This window comes from Oryzibacter oryziterrae (assembly GCF_021864535.1).
Lineage (GTDB): Bacteria > Pseudomonadota > Alphaproteobacteria > Rhizobiales > Pleomorphomonadaceae > Pleomorphomonas > Pleomorphomonas oryziterrae.
Genome location: NZ_JAKJIC010000002.1, coordinates 395,546 through 419,076 on the forward strand (window position 1 = coordinate 395,546; position 23,531 = coordinate 419,076).

Sequence of the window (23,531 nt, forward strand, 5' to 3'; positions counted from 1 at the left end):
CCAGGCCGTGGCGTGTGAACACGGAGCGAGACGAATTGGACGCCATTGAAACGGACCGGCTGGTGCTCAGGAACTTTCGCGCCTCGGATGCGGCAGATCTCTTTGCGTATCTGCACGCCCCGAGGGCGAGTTGCTTCTACTCGCTGACGCTGGACGACATGGCCGCCGCCGAAGCCGAGGCGTTGAGGCGCAGCCAGGACGACGAATATATCGCGGTCTGCCTCAAGGCATCGGACCGGGTGATCGGCGATGTCTTCGCCACTGCGGAAGACGACTCCACCTCAATCGGCTGGAACTTCAACGCCGACGTCGCCGGTCAGGGCTTTGCCCATGAAGCCGCGCAGGCCCTTGTCGCGCATCTGTTCGGCGCGCGGCAGGTTCGCCGGCTCTATGCCTATGCCGAAGACGACAATCTTGCCTCCCGCCGCCTCTGCGAAAAGTTGGGCATGCGGCAGGAAGGCGTCTTCCTGGAGTTCGTCACGTTCGGCAACGACCAAAACGGCGTCCCGATCTACGAGAACACCGTGCAATATGCCCTTCTGCGCAAGGAATGGCTTGCCCGGCGCTGATCTGCCGCCGCGGCCTGGACCACTCACCGCCGCTCTGCGAGAAATCGCGCCCGATACTCGGTCGGGCTCACGCCGATGCGCTTGCGGAAATGATGGCGGAGCGCTTCGGGGCTGCCGAAGCCCGAGGTTTGCGCAACGGTATCAACGCTTTCACGCTCCTGGCAGAGCAGACGCCTGGCCGCGTCCACCCGTTCGGCGATCAGCCAGTCGCCCGGCGTTTGACCCGTGGCCTCGCCGAACCGCCGCAGGAAGGTGCGGACGCTCATGCGGCAGGCAGAGGCCATGCGCTGCACGCTCCAGTCGGCGGCAGGATCGCTCCGGATGGCATCGAGCAGCGGCGCGATCGCCGTCTCCTTGCGCTCGGGCACCGGGCGTTCCAGAAACTGCGCCTGCCCACCCGAGCGATGCGCGGGCATGACGAGACGACGCGCGACCGAGTTGGCCGCCGCCGGGCCGAAGTCCCGCCGCACCAGCTCGATCATCAGGTCGATGCCGGCCGCGCTTCCCGCCGAGGTGAACAGGCCGTTGTGTTCACGGTAGAGCGAGGCTGCGTCCACCGTCATGTCAGGATGCCGCGCGCCCAAGGCCTCGGCATAGCGCCAATGGGTGGTGATGGTACCGCCCGACAAAAGCCCGGTCGCCGCCAGCACGAAGGCCCCCGAGCAGATCGACGCCAGACGCGCGCCGCGCGCGTGCGCCGCCCGAAGCCGCGTGACGAGCCTGTCAGGCACGGGGACAGCGGCGCCCTTCCAGCCGGGCACCACGATGATGTCGGCCTCATCCATCAGATCCGCGCCGCCATCGGCCACGAAGGTCAACCCGCCATGCGCCCGCATTGGCCCATCATCGAGAGCGCAGCTGGCAAAGCGATACCAGTGCTCGCCCATCTCCGGGCGCGCCAGTCCGAAGATCTCGGCAACGATACCGAATTCGAAGGTACAGAGCCCGTCATAGACGAGGGCAACCACGAGAGGGCCGGTGAGCTTTGGCATGATCTTGACGTATAATGTCAATCACGCCAATTGCAAGGCCGGCGTCGACCGGCGAGGATCGAGGGGCAAAGGAGATCCCCCATGACCACCACCGTGACAGCCATTCCCCCCGCGCCCAGCGACCTTGCCCGCGAGCATTTTGCCGCCGAGTTCACCTTCGAGACCGATTGCTGGGATGTGCATGACTCCCTGGAAAAGGGAGCCGACTTCGTGCTCCTCGATGTGCGCAGCCCCGCGCTTTACGCCAGGGGGCACATTCCCGGCGCCATCAACCTGCCGCATGGCAAGATCATTCGCTCGAAGATGGCGGCCTGGCCGGATGACACCATCTTCGTCATCTATTGCGCAGGCCCCCATTGCAACGGCGCCGCACGTGGTGCGCTGCGCCTCGCCGAACTCGGCCGTCCGGTGAAGATCATGGCCGGCGGCATCACCGGCTGGATCGACGAGGGCTTCACCCTCGCGACGACCGATCCGCAATGACGCCATTCGCCCGGAACCAGGCGACCTCGTCGCGCAGCGTCTCCGCCACCGGGCGAAATCTCAGGCCGAGTTCGGCTTCGCTCTTGGCATGGTCGTAGCGCGAGCGGTCATCCTCGCGGGCGACCGTGCGGGCCATTGCCCGGCTCAGCAACACCGGACGCCCCGTGACCCGCGCAAGGGCCTCGTAGCCGGCGGCGACCACGTGCAGCAGCCAGAGCGGAATTTGCCGCCGGGGCGCCACGACGCCTGTGGCCTCACCGATCAACGGCAGGAGGTCGGCCATGGTCATGTGCCGGCCGGCCGCTAGATAGCGCTCGCCGCGCCGGCCTTTCTCATGGGCGAGGATCATGGCCCTGGCCACGTCGCGGGCGTCCACCACCGAGAAAGAGCCGGGCGGCACGCCGGGCAAGCGCTTCATCGCCACGTCGATGACCGTCTGTCCCGCCGCCGTCGGTCCGCTGTCGCCGGGGCCATGCATCCAGCCGGGCAGCACCAGCGCCGCCCAGAAATCCGGATGGGCGCCCAGAAAGGCGAGGACTTCGCGGTCCGACAGGATCTTGCTGCGATAATAGTCGTCGGTGTCCCGCTCGTCCCGCAGCATGGTCTCGTCGATGAGGGTTCCGCGCGGCCCGTAGAGCACGGCGACCGAACTGGTTTGGACGAAGCGTCGCACGCCCGCGGCATAGGCGGCTTCCAGCAGGTTGCGCGTGCCCTCCACATTGGCCGCATGAAGTTCCCGCCAATGCCGTCCCCCCTTGTAGGAATCGCGGAAGAAGGCGGCGGTATGGAACACCACGTCAACGCCGGCTAGCGCTGAAGAAAAGCCGGCTAAGTTTAGCATGTCACCATGCACGATCTCGACGTCCAGCCCGGCAAACTGTCGGCGCGCCTTGTCCGGCGAACGCGCCAGCGCCCGCACCTGCCAGCCATCGGCAAGCAGTTCGCGGACAAGATTGTTGCCGAGAAGCCCGGTCGCGCCCGTCACAAAGGCCAGGCGGCGGCCTTGCCGGTTGTCGAAATCGTCTGCCATGATCGCACTCCACAAATGAGGGTGCCTGTTCTATAAGTCTGGACCATGGTCCATGGTCAAGGGGGCAGAGATGTTGATTGGCGAGTTTGCGCGCCGTGCCGGTCTCAGTCAGGACACCGTGCGTTTCTATGTTCGCAAGGGTCTGCTGGCCCCCGCTACGGACGCCCGCGGTGGCCGCAATCCATATCAGGTCTTCAGCGAACGCGACGTCTCCACAGCCCTCATGATCCGCTTTGCGCAGTCGCTCGGCATGTCGCTCAGGGAGATCGCCGCGATCGCGAGCGAGCTTGCGCGCGACGGTCTGACGGCGGCCCGCGAGATCGAGATCATCGACCAGCAAATCGGCAAGCTTGAGGAGAAGGCGGCCGATCTTGCGCGCCTGCTCGGCTATCTCCACACCAAGCGCGACTGGATGGCCCGCGGCAAGTCCGGTGATGAACCCGGCTTCGCCGAGGACGGTCTGTGCCTGACGGCAATTGCCGAGCTGCCTCAGGTCAAGGTCAGGGCAGGTTCAGGTAGCCGTAGACGGCGCGCTTGACGCGCGCTTCCAGCGGCCCCGGCTCGATCTCCCGAAGAGGCCGCCAATCCATCCGTTTCCAGAATGCGAGCCGCGACGGCTTCCGCCGGTTCGAACAGGACGCCTGAGGTCGATCATGCGCATGGAAGGACGCGCTGGTGACCGGGGGCAGGGCGGGCATCCGCGCTCAAGTACCGAAGCTCTCCCGCCACAGCCTGCCGTCAAACGGGATGGCCCGCTTCGCATGCCGCTCCGCCAGAGCGCTCCGCCACCATCCCTCATAGTCGGCGATCAACTGCACTTCGCGCGCCTCGTGGTCAAACTCGAGGCCAACCTCGAGATAGTCGTCGAGGTTCCTGAGGTCGGGCTGGGGCAGGGCACCGTCGAGGGCGGCTTGCCACATCTGGCCATAGAGGTCTTCGAGGCTGCGGACCAGCAGCGGCGTGTCGAACAGCACGCAAGCGTCGCGCCCGGCCTTGAGGCGGTCGCGCAAGGCGCTGAGTTCGTCCGGCGCCTGCGCCAGTGCAATGGCGCGGGCGACGAAGACCTCGGCGTCCTCGGTCACCATCTCCGGCAGGCCGGCCGAGCGGACGAGGCTGCCGCAGACGCGCGATGCGAAGGACCGGCCGCTGAGCGTCAGGACAGGCACGCCCATCCACAGCGCGTCCGAACAGGTGGTGTGCGCGCCATAGGGCGTGGTGTCGAGGAACAGGTCGGCCAGCACATAGCGGGCGAGATGCTGCGGGTTCGGCTTCTTCGGCGCGAAGACGATCCGTCCGCCGTCAAGGCCTAGGCGCACCGCGTGCTCGCGCAGGCGCGTGTCGCTCGCCTCGCCCGAGGAGAGCAGCCACAGCACCGAACCGGGCACGCCATTGAGGATGCGCATCCAGCGTTCGAAGGTGAAGCGGGTGATCTTGTGCGAGCCGTTGAAGCAGCAGAAGACGAAAGCATCGTCCGGCAGACCCACCTCCGCCCGCGACGGCGTCTCCGGCGCCACGATGCGCTGCCGGTTGGTCGGCTGGTAGCAGGGCAGGCGCAGCACCTGCTCGGAATAATGGATCTCGTGGTCGGGCGGAATGATCCACTCGTCCGCCACGATATAGTGGTGATAGGGGCTCGCCACCGTGCCGGGATAGCCCAGCCAGTTGACGATCACCGGCGCCGGGCGGCGGGCGATCAGCTTGGTGCGACCCTCGCGCGTATAGCCGTTGACGTCGACCAGGATCTGGATGCCGTCGTCGATCATCCGTTGCGCGGCGGTGGCGTCGTCCAGGCCGGAGACGTCGATCCAGTGATCGGTCTGTGCCTTGAAGGCGCGGTTCATCGGGTCGTCGGAGGGGATGCCGCAGTAATAGGCGAAGACCTCGACGGCCTCGCGATCATGCAGCCCCAGCACCTCGGCCATCAGATGACCCACTGCGTGCTCGCGCAAGTCGGACGACAGGTAGCCCACACGGAGCTTGCCCGTGTGCGCGAAGGCCTTGGGCCAAGCGGTGGCGATGGTGGGCGGCAAGCCCACGTCCTGCTTGTTGTAGAACCAGGACGCGGCGAGCTGCAGCATGGGGTCGTCGGTATAAGCCGCCATGGAGAGCGGCGACAGGCCCTTCATCAGCGCCGCCCGGCTGATCCGTTCGGTCGGCACCACCACGGGCCATTCGCACTGGCGCTGGCGCAAGGCGAGGAAATGCTGGGCCACCTCGCGCTGGGTCGGATCGATGTCGAGGCTCTGCCGCAGCGCGTCCTCGGCGGCCACATCCTGCGACACACTCTCCAGCGTGCGACCGATCTGATTGAGCAGCGTTGTCTTGAAGCCGATGGCCGTTCCGTTGACCTGCGCGAGCTTCTCGGTTCCCGCCGACCAGCGCAGGATGCCCTGACCGGCAGCCCCCATGCGCTCGAACACCCGGCCAAGGTTGATATAGGACGGCATGAAGTCGTCCTTGAGCTCGATCGACCGCTCGAAGGCCTGACGGGCGGCGTCAAAGGCACCGGCGTCGGTCAGCATCACCGCATAATTGAACAGCACGGCATAGAGCAGCGGGTCGTTCGGATTGGACTGGATCCAGCCGGCGTAGAGCGTCTCGGCTGCCTTGGGCTCGCCCACCAGCTTGAGCTTGTCGGCGGCGCGGATCAGGTCGAGCACCCCGATCTTCTGCTCGCCGGCAGGGGAGTTCGGTGAGAAAGCGCCGTCGCTGGCCATGGGAATCATCCTTGTTGCTGCCCACCGAGAGAACAGACAACCGCCGCCGCCTTCAAGCCCCGCAGGCAGACCCGGTGCGCATCGCCCACCGAAACCGTTGCTTCCACCTTTCCGGATGTTTTCCGGTCACCGTCTGCAGTCGGCCCCGTCAGGCGAGAGCCTTGAGGAGGGCGGCCTGCCGGTCGGGATCGAGGGCGGCGATCTGCGTTACCGTGATCTGGTCCAGCTGCGTGCCGTTCAGCGCATCCAGCTGGTCGATCGACAGCGCCGACAGGAAGCCTGTGCCGAGAAGCGCCATGGTGGTGGTGTTGATGGCGGCGATCTGCTCGCCGGTGAGATAACGCGCTTCGGTCGTGGTCAGGCTGTCGAGCTGGGTTGCGGTGACCGAGGCAAACTGCTCGGCGGAGATCGCCTGCATCTGCGTCTGCTCGAGCTCGTTGATCTGCGTGACGGTCAGCGATCCGATCTGCGTGCCGCTCATGCCGGCGATCTGCGTCGTGGTCAGCGCGTCCATCTGGGTGGCCGACAGCGAGCGCAACTGCACGCGCACCAGACCCACCAGTTGCTCCACGGTCATGGCGGCGATATCATCGGCATCCATCGCGCCGAGCACCGTCGTGGTCAGGGAGCCGATCTGCGTCGAGGTGAGGCCGGCGATCTGCGTCAGGGTCAGCGCATCGATCTGCGTCGTGGACAGACCGGTGAGGGCGGTGGGCGACAGCGCGGCAATGTCGCCGGCGCTGAGCCGCGCCAGCTGCGTCACCGACATCGCCCCCACTTGCGCCGGCGTGAGGCCGGAAAGCTCGGTGGCGGTGAGCAGGTCGATCTGCGTCGTGGTCAGCGCCGCAACCTGCGTCGCCGTCAGCCCCATGACGCCGGTCGCCGACAGGCTCGCAAATTGCGTGGACGTCAACGCCGAGAACTGGTCGGGCGTCAGCGACGCCACAGCGGTGGAGGTGAGCGCTCCCATCTCGGTGCGCGTCAACGCGGCAATCTGCGTCGTGGTGAGGAGCGGCACCTGCGTCGCCGTCAGTCCGGCCAGGCCGGAGGTGGAGAGCGCCGCGATCTGCGTGGTCGACAGGCTGGCCAGCTGGGTCGACCGCAACGCCGCCACCTGCGAGGAGGTGAGGCCGCTCATCTCCGTCGCCGTCAGCATGCCCACCTGTGTGGTGGTCAGGGCGGCGATCTGGCTGGTGGTGAAGGCGGCCACCTGCGTCACCGACAGGCTCTTGAACTGGGTCGTGGACAGCGAGGCCAGCTCGGTCTGGGTCAAACCCGAAATGGCCGCGCTGGACAGGGCGGCAACTTGCGCCGGGCCGAGCGCGGCAAGCTGGGTTGTCGACAGATAGGCGAGCTGCGTGGCGGTCAAGCCGTCAATGCCGGTGGCCGACAAGGCGGAGATCTGCGTGGTCGTCAGCGCGCCGAGTTGCGTCGAGGACAAGGTGGCGACACCAGTGCCGGCAAGACCGCTGATCTCGGTGGTTGTCAGCGTCGCAAGCTGGCCCGTGGTGAGACCTGCCACCTGCGTGGTGGTCAAGGCGCCGATCTGCGTGGTCGTGAAGCTCGTCAGCTGCTGCGTCGACAGCGCGGCGAAATTCGCCGGCGTCAGACCCCGCACGGCGGCGGTCGACAGGGCGGCAAGCTGGGTGGTGGAAAGCGTCGCCAGCTGGGTATCGGCAAAGGCCGCGAGCTGGGTGGCGTTGAGACCGGCAAGTTCGCCCGTGGTGAGGGTCGAAACCTGCTTGGTCGACAGCGCCCCGATCTGGCCCACGGTCAACGCGCCGATGGCGGTGGCTCCGAGACCGTGCATCTGCGTCGTCGTCAGCGCTGCGATCGTCTCGGGGGCGAGGCCCGCGACCTGCGTGGTGGTCAAGGCGCCGATCTGTGTTGCCGTCAGTGCGCTCACCTGCGTGCCGTCCAGCGCGTTGATCTCGGTGGCCGACAGACCGGTCACGGCGTTGGTGGACAGCGCGGCAATCTGTGTGGTCGCTAGCGCATCGATCTGCGTGGCGGCAAGCTGTGCCACCTGGCTCGAGGTCAGGCCGGCAACGGCCGTGGTGGTCAGAAGCCCGATCTGCGTGCTGTCAAGGCTGGCCAGCTGGGTCGATGTCAGCGCGCCGATCTGCCCGGCGGTCAGCGCCGTGAACTGGCGGCTGGACAAGGCATCGATCTGCGCGGCTGACAGGCCCGAGACGCCCGTGGTGGAGAGCGCTGCAATCTGGGTCGTTGACAGCGTCGTCAGCTGCGTCGTGGTCAGCCCACCCGCCTGCGCCGCCGAGAGGCCTGCGAGGCTTGCCGTTGGAAGCGCCGACATCTGGGTGGTGGACAGCGCCGCCAGCTGGCTCGATGTCAGTGCCGCAAGGCCGGTCGAGCCGAGGCCGGATATCTGGGTGGCCGTCAGGCTGGCGATCAGCGTTGTCGTCAGTCCGGCGAGCTGCGTCGAGGTGAGGCTACCGATTTCCGTAGCCGTCAAAGCATTGAACTGGGTGCTGCTCAGCGAAGCCAGCTGTGTCGCCGCGAGACCGCGCACGGCGGTCACCGTCAGCGCGGCAATCTGGTTGGCCGACAGGTTGGCGATCTGGCCGGCCGACAGCGCGCTGACCTGCGTCGTGCCGAGGCCGGCGATGGCCGTGGTGTTCAGCGCGCGGATCTGGGTGCCGGTCAACGCCGCCGCCTGGGTCGAGGCGAGCGAAGCCAGTTGCGCAGCGGTGAGGGCGTTGAGCTGCGTCGTGGCAAGGCCCGCCACCTGCGTTGTCGTCAGGCCATCCAGCGCCGCCGTCGTCAACGCTGCCATTTGTGTGGCGGCAAGGCTGGCAAGCTGGGTCGGTGTCAGGTTGGCGGTCTGCGTGTCTGCAAGGCCGGTCATTTGCGTGGTGGTCAGCGACGCAAGACTGTCGGCCGAAAGACTGGACATCTGCGTCGTGGTCATCTGGCCGATGGCGGTCGGCGTCAGCGCCCGCAACTGCGTGGAGGTGAAGGCGGCGAGCTGGGACGCGCTCAGCGTCGTCACTTGCGTGGCCTTGAGCGCGGCCAGTTCCGAAGTGGTCAGCGCCGCGATCTGGGTGTTGCTGAGGCTGGCGATCTGGCTGGTGGTCAGGCCGGAGAAGGCCGTGCCGGTCAGCGCCCCAAGCTGGGTCGTCGTCAGCGCGGCAAACTGCGTCGCGTTGATGGCGGTCAGCTGCGTATTGGTGAGGCCGGCAATCTGCGCCGTCGACAGCGTGGCGATCTGCGCGGCGGCAAAGGCGGAAATCTGCGTCTCATCCAGCGAGGACAGCTGCGTCGCCGTCAGCGATCCGATCTGGGTGGTGGACAGGGCCGCGACGCCGGTCACCGTCAGGCCGTCGAGGCCGACGTCGGTCAGCGCCGACAGTTGCGTCGTTGTCAGGCTGGCGAGCTGCGTCGTGGAGAAGGCCCGCACCTGGGCCGAGGTCATCCCGGCAAACTGGAGGGCCGTCAGCGAAGCCAGCTGCGTCGGCGCCAGCGCGGCGACCTCGGTCGCGGTCAGCCCGGCGATCGCCGTCGAACTCAGCGCCGCCACCTGCGTGGTCATCAGCGCTGCGAGCTGCGTGGTGGTCAACGCCGCCAGCTGCGTGCTGGTCAGCGCGCCGACCTGGGTCGAGTTCAGCACGCCCACCTGGGCGATGCTGAGGGCGGCAATCTGCGTCGAACTGAAATCGGCCAGCTGGCTGGGCGTCAGCGCCGAGGCCTGTGTCGCCGTCAGCGCGGCCATCTGGGTTGCCGCGAGCCCGTCGAGCGCGCTGTTGGTCAGCGCCGCCACCTGCGGCTTGGTCAGCGCCGCGATCTGCGTTGCCGCAAGAGCGGCCACCTGCAGCGAGCCCAAACCGGTCAGCTGCGTCGTGGTCAGTGCCGCAATCTGGTTGGACGAAAGGCCGGCAAGCTGCGTCGCGGTCAGCGCGCCCAGGGCGTCGGAGGTCAATCCCTTGATCTGCGACGTGCCGAAGGCGGCCACCTGCGTCGTTGTCAGTGCCGCCGCCTGGGTGGTCGAGAGGCCCCCGAGTTCGGTGGCGGTCAACGCGGCAATCTGCGTGGCGGTCAGCGCCTTCAGCGTCGCCGTCGACAGGCCCGCCACTTCGCTGGCGTCCAGCGCCGCGATTTGCGAGGTCGACAACGCCGTCACTTGCGTCGGCGTCAGAGCCCCGAGCTGCGACGCATCGAGGCCGGCGACGGCGGTGGTGGTCAACGCCCCGAGTTGGGTGGTGGTCAGCGCCTTGATCTGCGAGCTGGCAAAGGCGGCCACCTGTGTCGCCGTAAGATTGGCTACTTGCGTCGTCGACAGCGCCGCGACGGCCGTCTCGCTCATGCCGGCGATGGCCGCACCGATCAGCGCACGGATCTGCGTCGTATCCATGCCGGCGATCTGGTCGGCGTCGAGACTGGCGATCTGCGTGCCGGTAAAGGCACTGATCTGGGTCGTCGACAGCGCCGACAGCTGGGTTTGCGCCATGCTGGCGATCTGGGTGCGCGTCAGGCCGGAGATCGCACCCGGCGACAGGGCGGCCACCTGCGTGGTGGTCAGCGTGTCCACCTGAGTGACGGTCAGCGCGCCGAGCGCCGTGGCCGACAGGCCGGAAATGGCGGTGGCCGACAGCGCCTGCATTTGCGTTGTCCGCAGAAGGCCCGCCTGCGTCGCCGTCAGCGCGCCGGCCTGGGTGGCGGTCAGGCTGGCGATCTGCGTCACCGACAGCGCCGCCAGTTCGGTTGCCGTGAGCCCGCTGACGGCATTGGCGGAGAGGGCCGCAAACTGCGTTGTCGCCAGGCTGCCGAGTTGCGTCGTGGTCAGCGCCGCGATCTGCGTATCGGCAAGCCCGCCGAGCGCCGTGGTGCTGAGCGCTCCGAGCTGGGTCGTCGTCAGGGCGGCCATCTCGGTGACCGTCAGTGCCGACAGTGCCGATGACGTCAGGGCGCCCATCTGCGTCGTGCTCAAGGCCCTGAGCCCGGTGACGGTCAGCGCCGCCGCCTGCGTTGCGGCCAGACCGGCAATCGTCGTGGTGGTCAGCGCTTGCAGCTGGGTGGTGGTGAAGGCGGCAATCTGCGTCTCGGTGAGGCTGGAAAGCTGCGTCGAGGTCAGCGTCGCAATCAGCGTGGTGGTGAGAGCCGGAATGTCGGTCCGCTCGATGCCGGCCAGTGTCGTGGTGGTGAGCGAGCGCACCTGCGCCGCAGACAGCGCATTCATCTGCGACGTGTTCAACGCCGACAGCTGGTCGTCGGTCAGGCCGCCGATCTGGGTGATCGTCAGCGCCGACAGTTGCTGCGTCGTCAGGTGGGCGACCTGACTGGTGGTGAGCGCGCCGATCTCCGTTGCGGTAAGGCCGCGCACCTGCGTGGTGGTCAGCGAGGCAATCTGGCTCGTGGCAAAGGCGGCCACTTGCGTCGTGCTCATGGCCCCGAGTTCAGCCGCGGTCAGCGCCGCAAGCTGCGTCGCCGCCAGGGCATTGATCTGCACGGGCGTCAGACCGGCGATGGTGCTGGCCGCCAACGCGGAGATCTGTGTCGACGACAGCACCGAAAGCTGCGTCGCGGTCAGCGCCGCCAGCTGGGTTGCGGTCATGCCCGCAATGGCCGTTCGAGTCAGGGCGGTGAGCTGCGTCGTCGACAAGAGCGGCATCTGTGTGTCGGAGAGGCCAGCCACCTGCGTCGAGTTCAGCGCCGCAATCTGGCGCGTGCTCAAGGCCGCTATGCCCGTGCTGCCGATGCCGGCGAGCGCAGTCGAGGTCAGGGCGCTGATCTGAGAGGTCGACAGGGCGCCGAACTGTGCGTCGGTGAAGGCGGCAAGCTGCGTCTGCGTCAGCCCCGCCATGGCCCAGACCGACAGAGCCCCAAGCTGGCTGTCCGACAGGGCCGAGAGCTGCGTGGTCGACAGGTTGGCCACTTCCGTGGCGGTCCAGCCCTTCATCTGGGTGGTCGACAGCTGCCCGAGCTCGGTGGCGTCGAGGGCGTTGATCTGCGTCGCCTGGAGCGCCCCCACCTGCGTCGAGGTCAGAGACGCGAACTGGTCGGCGCCCAGCGTGTCGATCTGATCATTGGTGAGCGCGGCAATCTGCGTCGGCTCCAGCGCGCCGATCTGCGTCGACGTCAGCGCCGTGACCTGTGTCGTGGTCAAGGCGCCGACGGCCGTGACCGACAGTCCCTTGATCTGCGCCGTCGAGAGGCTGGCGATGATGCTGCCCGACAGCGCCTGCACCACGCCGGCCGGGATCGCATTGATCGCAAGCGCCGTGAGCGCCGCCAACTGCGTCGAGGACAGCGCGGCTATCTGGCTGGCCGTGAAGCCGGACGCAGCCGTCGACGACAGGCCGGACAGCTGCGTCGCATTCAGCGTGCCGAGCTGCTCGGGCGTCAGATTGGTCATCTGGCTGTCGTTCAGGCCGGACACCTGGGAGCGGCTCAACGCGGCGATCTGCGTCGTGCTGAGCACGGCCATCTGCGCCGTCGACAGGGCACCGACTTCCGCCGGCTTGAGCCCGCGGATCTGCGTCGTGCTGAGGCCGGCCAGCTGTGTCGCGCTGAGAAGTCCCATCTGCGTGGTGGTCAGGCTGCCGAGCTGTGTCGAGCTCAGCGCCACAAGGCGCGTGCCCGTCAGCGTCGACAGTTCCTCATCGGTCAGGTTTGCCACCTGCGTGTTGGTCAGCGCGGCGATCTGCGTGGTCGACAGGGAGGCGAACTGTGTCGTGGTGAGCGCCCGGAAGGCCGTCGTCGCCAGCGCCTTCACTTGGGTTGTCGACAGCGCGCCGAGCGCGGTAACGGTCAGTGCCTTGATCACGTCCGCCGGCAGGGCGCTGATCGCTGTCGCACTCAACGCACCAATCTGGGTGGTGGTGAGCGCGCCCATCTGCGTTGCCGCCAGCGCGGAAATTGCCGCACTGGAGAGAGCGGCGAGCTGGGTTGCGTTCAGCACCGCAAACTGTGTCGCCTCCAGTCCCGCAAGGAAGTCCGTACCAAGTCCCTTGATCTGGGCCCCTGACAACGCGGCGATCTGCGTCGTGCTGAGTTCGGCCAGCTGGGTCTCGTTGAAGGCACTCAAGGCCGTCGTCGTCAGACCGCGCATCTGCGTTTCGCTGATGGCGTCGATCTGGCCGGTGGTCAGCGAGGCGACCTGCGTGGTGGTCAGCGCGGAGAACTCGGTCGACGTCAGCGCGTGGAACTGGTCCGAGGTCAGCGCCGCCAGCTGGGTGGTGCTGAGCGCAGCCACCTGCGCTGCCGACAGACCGGCGATCTGCGTCGTGCCAAGGGCGGTGAGCTGGGTGGTGGTGAGGGCCGCCAGGGCCGTTGTCGACAGTGCGCGGAACTGCGTCGTGGTGAACTGCGCCAGATCATCCGACGTGAGCGCGGCAATCGCCGTCGTGGTCAGCGAGTTGACGGCCGCCCCGGTCATGGCGCTCAGTTGCGAGTTGCTCAACGCATCGATCTGCGTGGCATTGAGCCCCGCCACGGCCGAACCGGCGAGGGTGGCAATCTGGCTGGTCGCCAGCGCAGCAATCTGCGCCGCCGTGAGGTTTGCGACATTGTCGTCGCCGAGTCCCTTGATCTGCGTGCTCGACAGGGCCGCGAGCTGCGTCGTCGAGAGGGCGCCCACATGCTCGGCGTCCAGCGCGTTGATCTGGGCCGACCTGAGGCCGCGCGTCTGGATGACCGTCAGCGCCGCGATCTGGTCCGTCGTCAGCTGCTTGATCTGGCCGATCGTCAGGGCGCCGATCTGGCCCGAGGTCAGCATCTGCAGCCGGGTCGTCGTCATCCCCGCCAGCTGCGTGTCCACGAGACCGTTGATCTGGGTCCCGGTCAGCGCATTGAACTGCGTCGTGCTGAGCGCATCGATCTGGCTGTTGGCGAGCTGGCTGATGGACGTGGATGTCAGCGCCCGGATCTGCGTGACATCCATCCGCGCCAGCTGGGTCGAGGTCAGCACCACCAGCTGCGTGTCGCTGAGCGAGGCCACCTGCCCGTCGGTCAGGGCCGAGATCTGCGTCGTGTCGAGCGACAGGATCTGCGTCGTGGTCAGGCTGGCAAAGGCGCCCGGATCGATGGCGGCCAGCTGCGCGCGCGACAAGGCGTCGAGCTGTTCGGTGGAAAAGCGCGTGAGCTCGGTGCCGCTCAGTCCGGCAATCTGCGCCGTCCGCAAGGCCTGCAGCTGGGTATCGGCCAGCACTGCCAGCTGGGTCGTCGACAGGGTGTTGAGTGCGACGACCGACAAGCCCTGCATCTGCGTCGTCGAGAGCGCGGTGATCTGGTCGAGGTCGAGCTGGCGGATCTGCGTCGACGTCAATCCCGCGATCGCCGTGGACGTCAGCGCGTCGAGCCGTGTGCCCGTCAACAAGCTCAGCTCTTCCTGGCTGAGACCGCTGACCTGGGAGGCCGTCAGGATCGACAGCTGGGTCGTCGTCAGGGACGCAAACTGGGTGGCATCGAGCGAGCCGAGGTTGGCGGGTGTCAGGCTCTTGAACTGCGTCGCCGAGAGCGCGGCAAGTGCCGTGGTGGACAGCGCGGCGATGGAATCGGCGTTGAGTGCCCGGACCTGGGTCGTGGCCATTGCCTGCATCTGATCGCTCGACAGCGCCGCCGCCAGCGTCGTGGTCAATCCGGAGATCGCATAGGCACTCAACGACGCGATCTGTGTGACCGACAGGACCTGAAGCTGCGAGGTGGACAGCGCCGCGACTTCGGACTTGGTGAGGCCGCCGACTTGCGTGCTGGTCAGGGCCGCAACCTGGTCGGTGCGCAGCGCGGCCATCTGCCCGTCGGTCAGCGCCGCTATCTCGGAGACGGCGAACCCGGCGATCTGATCGAGCGACAGGGCGGCGACCTGCGCGGTGGTCAGCAGCGAAACCTGTGTTGTCGTCAGACCGGAGATGGCCGTTCTGGAAAGCGCGTTCAGGCGGCTGCCGCTGAGCGACTGCAGTTGCTCGTCGGTCAAGCCCTTCACCTGCGCCGACGTGAGTGCAGCAATCTGCATCGGATCGAGCGCGTTGAACTGGGTGATCTCGAGACTGCCGATATCGGTTGCCGATAGACCCATCAGCTGCGTGGTGGTCATCGCAGCGATGTCCGAGGTCGACAAACCGTCGAGGCTCGAGGTCGTCAGGCCGACGATCTGGGTCCGCGTCAGCGTCGCGAGCTGGTCGTCCGTCAGGGCGGCGACCTGCGTATCGGACAGCCCGCCGAGCGCCGTCGACGTCAGCGCCGCAATCTGGGTGAGTGCCAGCGACTGGATCTGGGTCTCGTCCAGCGCCGACAGCGCCTTGCGGGTGAGAGCGGCGGCCTGCGTCACCGACAGGGCGGCAATCTGCGTTTCGCCCAGAACGGCAACCTGTGTGCCCACCAGGGCCGCGATGGACGAGGTGCTGAGCGCTCCGATCTGTGTCGTCGACAGCGCTTCCACCTGATCGGTCGACAGCGCCGAAGCTACCGTGGTGCTGAGGGCCGCAATCTGGGTCGCCTTGAGGGCGCCGATCTGCTGTTCGCTCAGCGCCTGCACCTGCGTCGTCTTCAGAACGCGGATCTGCGTGGTGGTCAGCGCCCCGATCTGCGTGGCATCGAGCCCGCGGAAGGTCGTCGTGTCGAGCCAGGCGATTACCGCCTGCGGCAGGCCGGGCAACTGCGACGCGCTCAGGGAGGTCAGCGCCGTCGACCCCAGGGCGTCGATCTGCGTTGTCGAGAGGCCCGCCAGCTGCGTCGACTTCAGCGCCTGAATGTCATCGGCGGACAGGAAGCCGATCTGCGTCGTGGTCAACCAGCCGAGTTGCGCCGACGTCAGCGAACCGATCTGCGTGGCGTCGAGCGCATCCACCTGCGTTTCGACGAGCATGGTGAGGGACGTGCGCGGCAGCGACTTGATCTGCGTGGTGGAGAGATTGGCCACCTCGCCCGTCGTCAGGGCCGCGATCTGCGTTGTGGTCAGCGCCGCCGTCTGCGAGCTGGAGAGGCCCGCCAGTTGCGTCGCCGACAGCGACGCGATCTGCGTCGTGGTCAGGCTGCGCACCTGCACGGTGGTCATCGCGCCGAGCTGCGTCGGGGTGATCGCCGCGAACTGGCTTTCGGTCAGCGCCTGCAGCTCGGTCGCCGTCAGGGAGCGGATCTGCGTGGTGCTGAGCGCGGCGATCTCGGACGGGTCGAAGGCGGTGATCTGGGCCGCGTTGAACACGGCCATCTGCGCCGCGCTGAAATTCAGCTGCGTACTGGTGAAAGCGGCGACCTGTTCGGGCGACATGGCCTGCAGCTGCGTCGCCTGCAGCGCCGAAATGTCGGCATAGCTCATGGACGCGATTTCGGTCGTCGTCAGCGCGGCGATTTGCGTCGTCGAATAGGTCCGGTAAATCGACGTCGAGGCCGAAACTGAAGTCACCGCCGTCCCCACATGGAGCTCGAGATCTGAAGGTCACGCGTCCAGTCGCAAGATCGATACCAACAGCGAGCCGCGTGCCAATCAGTAAAACCTTGCAGAATCAATATAGTCTACACTGATTCGCCACAAGGCACGCCGGTGTACCCGGCAAAAATTGCCGGGTGCGCGGCAGGCTTTTCCGCAATCTGAAGAAGAATTATTTTCGGTGGAATGCATTTGAAAAGGCCGCAATGCCGGAACATTTCCGGCCCCGTGGCGACCGGGAATTGCGGCAATGAGCGCGCAGCTCCACCGACGGCAGGTCGCTCGTCCGTGAGGCTGCGCCGACTTGCGGACGCAACGGTGGATAATCTGGTTTCGCGTGCCTTTCGCGCTTCTGTCGCGACATGTTGGTCGCCTCTGGCCGCCGCCGATCAGGCCTTGTGAAACGGATCGGCGAAGGCTTTCCGGCGCAGGCCCGCCTAGCACTACAGTTGCAATATTTGTGATGCCGGTCTGCAAGAGGCAATTTTCTGCGCTTCGGTGCTCACGTACTCAAATGTACGCTTCGCTCCGATGCTCGAAAATCACCCCTTTCGCCACGCCTGACAAATCAGCAACTGTAGTGCTAGCTCGCAAGCGGCGTGTGACAGGCGACCGACCGACCGTTGGCTCCGGCGGTCAGCTTGGGCCGCTCGTTGCGGCAGAGATCGGTGGCGAGCGGGCAGCGGGTCGAGAAGACGCAGCCCTTGGGCGGATCGAGCGGGCTCGGCAGGTCGCCCTCCAGCACGATGCGCTCGCCGGAGGCCGACAGGCGCGGGATGGCCGACAGCAGTGCCCGGGTATAGGGATGGGCCGGGGCGGCGAACAGGCTCTCCGTTTCGCCCATCTCGACGATGGTGCCGAGATACATCACCACCACGCGGGTCGACACCTGCCGGACGACGCCGAGGTCATGGGCGATGAACACATAGGTGAGGTTCAGCCGCTCGCGCAGGTCGGCGAACAGGTTGACCACCTGCGCCTGCACCGACACGTCCAGCGCCGACACCGGTTCGTCGGCGACGATCAGCTGCGGCTCCATGGCCAGCGCCCGGGCGATGCCGATACGCTGGCGCTGGCCGCCGGAGAACTCGTGCGGATAGCGGTCGAGATATTCCACCGGCAGGCCGACGAGGCCCATGAGTTCGGCCAGACGGTCACCGATCTCGTTGCGCGGCCGGATCTTGTGCACGGCCAGCGGCTCGGCCAGCATGTCGCGCACCCGACGGCGCGGATTGAGCGAAGCAGAGGGATCCTGGAAGATCATCTGCATCTTGCGCCGGATCGGCAGCAGCTCGCGCGCGGTCGCCTCCGAAATGTCCTCGCCCTCATAGAGCAGCTGGCCGCCGGAGATGTCATAGAGGCGGGTGAGGCAGCGGCCGAGCGTCGACTTGCCCGAACCCGATTCACCCACCAGGCCAACGGTCTCGCCGGCCCACACCGACAGTGAAACCTTGTCGACCGCGTGCACGGCCCGGCCGGAGCCGGGCATGAAGGTCTTGCCGACCATGTAGCGCTTGGAAAGCTCGCGCGCTTCGAGGAGCGGTGTCGCCTTGGAAGGGGTCATGCGGCGGTCTCCGGCGCAGCGAAAAGAGCGGCCCGGCCGGCAGCGCGGGCGTTGTCATCAAGGAAGCAGAAGGCGTCATGCCCGCTGGCCGACAGCGCCGGCGGCAGGCCGGCACAGGGCGCAAAGCGATGGGCACAGCGCGGGGCGAAGGCACAGCCGGGCGGGATGTTGGCCGGCGTCGGCGGCGTGCCGGGGATCGAGGGCAGACGATGCGGTCGCGGCCCCTCCACCGGCGGGATCGAGGCCATCAGGCCCCAGGTATAGGGATGCTCGGGCGCGGCAAAGATCTCGCGCGCCGTCCCGCGTTCGATGACCCGGCCCGCATACATCACCATCACCCGGTCGGCCACTTCGGCCACCACGCCCATGTCATGGGTGATCAGGATGATCGCCGAACCATGGTCGCGCCGTAGCCGCTTGAGCAGATCCAGCACCTGCGCCTGCACGGTCACGTCCAGTGCCGTCGTCGGCTCGTCGGCCACCAGCAGGGCGGGGTTGCAGGACAGCGCCATGGCGATCACCGCCCGCTGGCGCATGCCGCCGGAGAGCTGGTGCGGATAGCGCCCGAAGGCTGCGGCGGGGTTGGGCAGGCCCACTTCGTCGAGCAGTTCGATCGCCCGCTTCTTCGCCGCCTCCTTGGAGACGGTCTCGTGGGTGCGGATCTGCTCGACGATCTGCCAGCCGATGGTGTGCACCGGCGTCAGCGCCGTCAGCGGATCCTGCGGGATGAAGGCGATCTGCTTGCCGCGGATGCGACGCAGCTCGCGATCGGGCAGCCCGAGGATGGGGCGCCCGCGGAACGCGGCCGTTCCTTCGACGAAGGTGGTGCGCCGGTCGGTGAGGCCGAGGATCGACAAGAGCGACACGGTCTTGCCCGAGCCGGACTCGCCGACGATGGCGACGAACTCGCCGTCGTCGATGCGGAAGGACACATCGTTGATGGCGGTCACACGGCCCCGGTCGGTGGCGAAGGATACCTTGAGGTGGTCGACGTCGAGCAGGGCAGGGCGGATGGGGTCGGTCATGGATCAGGCCTCACGCATGCGCGGATCAACGAAGATGTAGATGAAGTCCACCACCGCATTGGCCAGCACCACGAAGAAGGACGCGTAGATCACGGTGGCGAGAATCATCGGCAGGTCGAGGTTCTGCAGCGCGATATAAGTGAGCCGGCCAATGCCGTTGAGACCGAACACCACCTCGGTCAGCAGCGCCGAACCGCCCACCAGTACGCCGAAGTCGAGGCCGAACATGGTGATGAACGGGATCAGCGACGTGCGCAGCGCGTGTCGCAGCATCACGCGGGCCGGGCTGAGGCCCTTGGCACGGGCCGTGCGGATGAAGTCCTCCTGATAGGCTTCGACAAGATTGGCGCGCAGCACGCGGCCGTAGATGCCGATGTAGAGCACCGCCAGCGAGAACCAGGGGATCACCAGCGTCTTGAACCAGCCCCAGGGGTCTTCCGACAGCGGCTTGTAGCCAAGCGCCGGTACCCAGGAGAACAGCCAGGTGTCGTGGAAGCGCGCCTGCGACAGCAGGTTCATCACCTCGCCGAACCAGAACACCGGCATGGACACGCCGATCAGCGCCAGCACCATCAGCGTTCGGTCGATCAGGCTGCCTTGCGTTGCCGCCGCGATGACGCCGACGGCGAGGCCGCCGATCACCCACAGGACGGCCGCGCCGAAGACGAGAGACAGCGTGATCGGCGTCGCCTCCAGCACCTGCGGAATGACATTCTGGCCGCGGTTGACGAAGGACTTGAGGTCGCGGTCGACGAACAGGCGCTTCATCATCAGCACATATTGCACCGGCAGCGGCCGATCGAAGCCGAAGTCGACGCGCACCTGCGCCACGGCTTCCTGGGTCGCATTGCGGCCGGCGATGCGCGCGGCGGGGTCCGATCCGGGGGTGGCAAAGAAGATCAGGAACACCATGACGGAGATGCCGACCATCACGAAGACCATTTCGGCAAGGCGCCGGATAAGGGCGGTGATCATGATGGCTTACCTCGGACGCAGTTTGGAACGCGGGTCGAAGGCGTCCCGCACGCCGTCGCCCAGAATGTTGAGCGCCAGCACGGTGATGACGATGGCAATGCCGGGCGCCACCGACACCATGGGGCGATTGTAGAGCAGCCCCTGACCTTCCTGGATGATGGTGCCCCAGCTGGCGTCCGGCGGCTGGACGCCGATGGACAGGAAGCTCAGGGCCGATTCCGTGACGATGTTCAGCGCCATCATCAGCGGCACGAAGACGATCAGCGTGGTGGTCACGTTGGGCAGGATGTCGAAGAACAGGATGCGCCAGCGCGGTATGCCGAGGCCGATCGAGGCCAGTACGAATTCCGACCGCTTGAGCGCGATCACCTGACCGCGCACCGGACGCGCCACGTAAGGCACGTAGATGACGCCGATGATGCCGATCGGCAGCAGCAGGCTGCCCGATTCAATGGTGAACGGCCCGATGGTGAGCCCCTGCGCGATCAGGATGATCGAGAGCGAAATGGCGAGCAGATAGACCGGGAAGGCCCAGAGCACGTCGAGAAAGCGCGACAGAACCACGTCGGTCGCCCCGCCGAAGAAGCCGGAGGTGACGCCGATCAGCGTCGCAAAGAACAGGCAGACCAGCGTGGCGGCACCGGCGATCAACAGCGAGTTGCGGCCGCCGTAGAGCAGGCGGGCGGCGACATCGCGCCCCTGCGTGTCGGCACCGAGCATGTATTTCGCGCCGAAGGTGGGACCGATCGGCGTCACGCCGAGGCCGAGGCCCTCGGTGGACGGGGCCATCACCGGCACGCGCTTGCCGTCGATCATGATCTTGGCCGACAGGCTGGAGCGGAAGGGATCGGTGCCGGAAACATACTTGGCATAGACGGGGGCCAGGAGGCAGGTGATCACGATGGCCACCAATACGGAGGCTGCGATCATGGCGGCGCGGTCATACCAGAGCTTGACCATGGCCCTGCGAAACGGGCTTTGGGGGCGCCCCGTCGCGGTGCCGGCGGCGGCTGGGGTCTCGGAAGGCGAAGTTGCGTCTGTCATTCAAATAGGGCTCAGGTGGAGAGGCCACACCGGGAGAGGCGGACGGGGCCGCAGCATGCGGTCCCGTCCCAGGGATTTCAGGTCAGTCTCTCAGAGCGAGATCACTTCACCCAGGCATTGGCGAACAGCCACTGGAACACGCTCGAGAAGGTGTAACCGCCGAGACGGCCCGAGACGAAGTCGACGCGCTTGGGGTTGAACAGCGGCACGAGCGGCGCCTTTTCCATGAAGGCGGCGTCGATCTTGGACCATTCCTCGTTGGCGGCGGCCTGATCGGTCACGGCCAGCGCCAGGGCACTCTTCATCTTGGCGTCGAGATCCTTGTTGCAATAGCCGGAGATGTTGATCGAGGCATCGGAGCCCGGCGTGAACGAGGCGCAGCTGAGCAGGATGTTCAGGAAGTCCGAAGCAGCCGGATAGTCCTGGAACCACTGGCTGATGGAGATCTGGACGTTGTTCTTGGTGTTCTGGATGTAGGTGAACTGGATGTTGGCCGAAATCGGCTTCACCGAGGTGTCATATCCCAGATCGTTCAGCACGCTCTGCAGATAGGTGCCGATGGCCTTGGACACGGCAGTGTCCTCGGTGATGATCGTCACCTTCTGGCCGGCGGTGCCGGAGGCGGCGACCAGTTCCTTGGCCTTGTCCATGTCCGGCGCGCTCCAGGCCTCGCCCGGATCCTGGGTGTAGACGCAGCTCGGCTTGTATCCAGGGAAGCCGGGCGGCAGGATCTGGCAGGTCGGATCGGCCAGCACCGAGCCGCCGAACAGGCCGGCCAGCGCGTCGCGATCGACGGCATAGTTGAGGGCCTGACGCACGCGCTCGTCGTTGAATGGTGCCAGGTTGGTGTTGAGCGGCGCATACCAGAAGGCCATCAGGTTGTTGATGTGCACCTGGTTCTGGAACTTCGAACCGAGCTCCGGCAGACGGTCGGCCGGCGGCGGATCGAACAGCCAGTCGGCCTGGCCATTCTGGATGGCGGTGATGCCGGCTTCCTCGGTCAGGCCGAAGTCATAGTCCACTTCGTCCACATAGCCTTCCGGCTGGGCGTCGACGTTCCATTCCTTGAAATGCGGATTGCGGACCAGCTTCAGCTGCGTGTTCGGATCATAGGATGCGAACATGTAGGACCCGGTGCCGGGGATCGGCGCCGTGCCCACGTCCTTGGCCGGAGCGTCGGCGGGCAGGATCGAGGCATGCGGCACGGCCAGCTTGAAGAAGAACTCGGAGTCGGGCGCCACGAGGTTGATGGTCACCGTACCCGCCGCTTCGTCAGCCACAACGCCGTCCTTCAGCGTGCAGTCGGCAGGGGTCTTGAGGCAGGCGTCGGCGCCGACGATGCCGTTGTAGAAGGTGCCGGCAGTCGGGCTCGCCACCTTGAAGATGCGCTGGAAGGAGGCGACCACGTCCTTGACGGTCAGGTCCTGGCCGTTCGAGAACTTGATGCCCTTGCGGATCTTGAAGGTGTAGCTCTTGCCGTCCGCCGACGGGGCCGGCACTTCCTCGGCCAGATCCGGCACGATGGTGAAGGCGTCGGTGCCGTTCACATGCTTGAAGGCCAGCAGGCCGTCATAGGTCGACTGATAGAGCTGCCAGAACTGCGAGGTATAGTTCACCATCGGGTCGATGGTGCCCGCCGCCGCATTGGCGACGAGACGCATGGTCCCGCCACGATGGGCGGCCATCAGCGCGGCCCGGTCCTCGGCAGCCGAGGCGCCGTGCATCAGCGCGGTCGAGGCAAGCAGCAGCCCGGCAGCGGCCGCAAGGCCACGGCGCAGGGCGGATCCTGTGGGAAGGCACGTCATGGATTACTCCCTCTGGTTATGATTGAGACGTCGGTAAAGGGCAGGGTCAGGCGGCGTCGGTCGCATCGAGGAAGTCGACGGTGACCTTGATGCAGGCCTCCTTCTCTTCCACATGCGGCATATGGCTGGAGTTGGGGAACTTCACCCAGCGCACGTCGCGGATCTTTTCCATGTAGGGCTGGACGGTGGCGGGCGTCGCCTCGTCGAAATAGCCGGAGATCAGCAGCGTCGGCACCTCGATGGCGGGCAGGCGATCGACGATCGTCCAGTCCTTCATGGTGCCGATGACGTAGAACTCGTTCGGCCCGTTCATGGTGTGATAGACGGTCGGGTCGGCGGCAATGGCGTCGAAGGTGCGCTTGACTTCCGGCGGCATCGGCACGACGCGGCAGACATGGGTCTCGTTGAACACCGTCTCGGCGGCGCGATATTCGGCGCTGTCGGTGGTCCCGGCCTTCTCATGCTTGAGGAGGGCGTCCTGCACGCTCTGCGGCAGCTCGCTCCTGAGGCGATAGGCTTCCGAGATCCAGGTCTTCATCTCCGCCGGCGAGTTGGCGATGATCAGCCCCTTGAGGCCGGCCGGCTTGCGCACGGCAAACTCTGCCCCGAGCATGCCGCCCCAGGACTGGCCGAGCACGTGATAGGCCGAGCGCACGCCGAGATGGTCGATCAGGTTGTTGAGTTCGGCGACGAAAAAGTCCGGCACCCAGAAGTCGCCGCCCTTTTCCGGCAGATGCGTCGACTTGCCGTTGCCGATCTGGTCGTAATGGATGACGGCACGGCCACTCTCGGCCACCAGCTTGTAGCTGTCCACATAGTCATGGGTGCAGCCGGGGCCGCCGTGCAGCACGAACAGCGGCGGCTTGCCGCTCTTGAGGTCGCCGGTGATGCGATACCAGGTCTTGTAGTCACCAAACGGGGCAAAGCCCTCGACTGTCGTCACGAT

General features: G+C 66.5%; 13 protein-coding genes. 3 read left to right on the plus strand and 10 right to left on the minus strand.

The features are described from left to right. Positions 1–35: 35 nt before the first annotated feature. A complete protein-coding gene (locus L2I41_RS04175) occupies positions 36–569 on the plus strand; it encodes a GNAT family N-acetyltransferase (protein ID WP_237152251.1) in 534 nt (177 codons plus the stop codon). A gap of 23 nt (positions 570–592) precedes the next feature. Here the strand turns inward: L2I41_RS04175 and ftrA are convergent, their stop codons facing one another. Then, entirely contained in the window at positions 593–1,561 is a 969-nt protein-coding gene (ftrA, locus tag L2I41_RS04180; protein ID WP_237152252.1) for a transcriptional regulator FtrA, read from the minus strand. 81 nt (positions 1,562–1,642) lie between these two features. Between ftrA and L2I41_RS04185 the strand changes: the two genes are divergently transcribed. Then, entirely contained in the window at positions 1,643–2,044 is a 402-nt protein-coding gene (locus L2I41_RS04185) for a rhodanese-like domain-containing protein (protein WP_237152253.1), read from the plus strand. On the opposite strand, the gene L2I41_RS04190 is transcribed toward L2I41_RS04185, so the two are convergent. Next, positions 2,016–3,074 (minus strand): SDR family oxidoreductase, encoded by a 1,059-nt coding sequence (locus L2I41_RS04190; RefSeq protein WP_237152254.1) that lies wholly within the window; start codon positions 3,072–3,074, stop codon positions 2,016–2,018. The two genes, L2I41_RS04185 and L2I41_RS04190, sit on opposite strands and share 29 nt — an antisense overlap. 52 nt (positions 3,075–3,126) lie before the next feature. On the opposite strand from L2I41_RS04190, the gene L2I41_RS04195 reads away from it, so the two are divergent. After that, complete coding sequence (locus L2I41_RS04195; RefSeq protein ID WP_237152255.1) at positions 3,127–3,612, plus strand: MerR family transcriptional regulator; 486 nt, start codon at positions 3,127–3,129, stop codon at positions 3,610–3,612. 166 nt (positions 3,613–3,778) lie between these two features. Here the strand turns inward: L2I41_RS04195 and L2I41_RS04200 are convergent, their stop codons facing one another. The 8 genes from L2I41_RS04200 to L2I41_RS04235 all read right to left on the minus strand — a co-directional run bounded on the left by L2I41_RS04200 (position 3,779) and on the right by L2I41_RS04235 (position 23,528). Further along, positions 3,779–5,791: an O-linked N-acetylglucosamine transferase, SPINDLY family protein gene (locus L2I41_RS04200; protein WP_237152256.1), complete on the minus strand. Its 2,013-nt coding sequence runs from the start codon at positions 5,789–5,791 to the stop codon at positions 3,779–3,781. 148 nt (positions 5,792–5,939) lie between these two features. After that, a complete protein-coding gene (locus L2I41_RS04205) occupies positions 5,940–16,148 on the minus strand; it encodes a beta strand repeat-containing protein (protein ID WP_237152257.1) in 10,209 nt (3,402 codons plus the stop codon). Positions 16,149–16,755: 607 nt separating this feature from the next. Continuing rightward, positions 16,756–17,736 (minus strand): ABC transporter ATP-binding protein, encoded by a 981-nt coding sequence (locus tag L2I41_RS04210; protein WP_237152258.1) that lies wholly within the window; start codon positions 17,734–17,736, stop codon positions 16,756–16,758. Continuing rightward, positions 17,733–18,761 (minus strand): ABC transporter ATP-binding protein, encoded by a 1,029-nt coding sequence (locus tag L2I41_RS04215; protein WP_237152259.1) that lies wholly within the window; start codon positions 18,759–18,761, stop codon positions 17,733–17,735. The genes L2I41_RS04210 and L2I41_RS04215 overlap by 4 nt, the downstream gene beginning before the upstream one ends. Before the next feature lie 3 nt (positions 18,762–18,764). Continuing rightward, positions 18,765–19,736 carry an ABC transporter permease gene (locus tag L2I41_RS04220; RefSeq protein ID WP_237152260.1) on the minus strand — a complete coding sequence of 324 codons (972 nt, stop codon included), beginning with the start codon at positions 19,734–19,736 and terminating at the stop codon, positions 18,765–18,767. Positions 19,737–19,742: 6 nt separating this feature from the next. Further along, positions 19,743–20,780 carry an ABC transporter permease gene (locus L2I41_RS04225; RefSeq protein WP_237152261.1) on the minus strand — a complete coding sequence of 346 codons (1,038 nt, stop codon included), beginning with the start codon at positions 20,778–20,780 and terminating at the stop codon, positions 19,743–19,745. A 101-nt stretch (positions 20,781–20,881) separates the two neighbouring features. Beyond that, on the minus strand, positions 20,882–22,585 hold the full coding sequence (locus tag L2I41_RS04230) for an ABC transporter substrate-binding protein (protein ID WP_237152262.1): 1,704 nt from the start codon (positions 22,583–22,585) through the stop codon (positions 20,882–20,884). 46 nt (positions 22,586–22,631) lie between these two features. Continuing rightward, positions 22,632–23,528, minus strand: coding sequence for a proline iminopeptidase-family hydrolase (locus L2I41_RS04235; RefSeq protein WP_237152263.1), 897 nt, complete (start codon positions 23,526–23,528; stop codon positions 22,632–22,634). Positions 23,529–23,531: the final 3 nt, after the last annotated feature.

Excerpts from the sequence above, each read along its gene's own strand:
- L2I41_RS04200 (WP_237152256.1), bottom strand. The coding sequence starts at position 5,791 with ATGGCCAGCGACGGCGCTTTCTCACCGAACTCCCCTGCCGGCGAGCAG.
- L2I41_RS04230 (WP_237152262.1), bottom strand. The coding sequence starts at position 22,585 with ATGACGTGCCTTCCCACAGGATCCGCCCTGCGCCGTGGCCTTGCGGCC.
- L2I41_RS04220 (WP_237152260.1), bottom strand. The coding sequence starts at position 19,736 with ATGATCACCGCCCTTATCCGGCGCCTTGCCGAAATGGTCTTCGTGATG.
- L2I41_RS04190 (WP_237152254.1), bottom strand. The coding sequence starts at position 3,074 with ATGGCAGACGATTTCGACAACCGGCAAGGCCGCCGCCTGGCCTTTGTG.
- L2I41_RS04225 (WP_237152261.1), bottom strand. The coding sequence starts at position 20,780 with ATGACAGACGCAACTTCGCCTTCCGAGACCCCAGCCGCCGCCGGCACC.
- ftrA (WP_237152252.1), bottom strand. The coding sequence starts at position 1,561 with ATGCCAAAGCTCACCGGCCCTCTCGTGGTTGCCCTCGTCTATGACGGG.
- L2I41_RS04215 (WP_237152259.1), bottom strand. The coding sequence starts at position 18,761 with ATGACCGACCCCATCCGCCCTGCCCTGCTCGACGTCGACCACCTCAAG.
- L2I41_RS04210 (WP_237152258.1), bottom strand. The coding sequence starts at position 17,736 with ATGACCCCTTCCAAGGCGACACCGCTCCTCGAAGCGCGCGAGCTTTCC.
- L2I41_RS04195 (WP_237152255.1), top strand. The coding sequence starts at position 3,127 with ATGGTCAAGGGGGCAGAGATGTTGATTGGCGAGTTTGCGCGCCGTGCC.
- L2I41_RS04185 (WP_237152253.1), top strand. The coding sequence starts at position 1,643 with ATGACCACCACCGTGACAGCCATTCCCCCCGCGCCCAGCGACCTTGCC.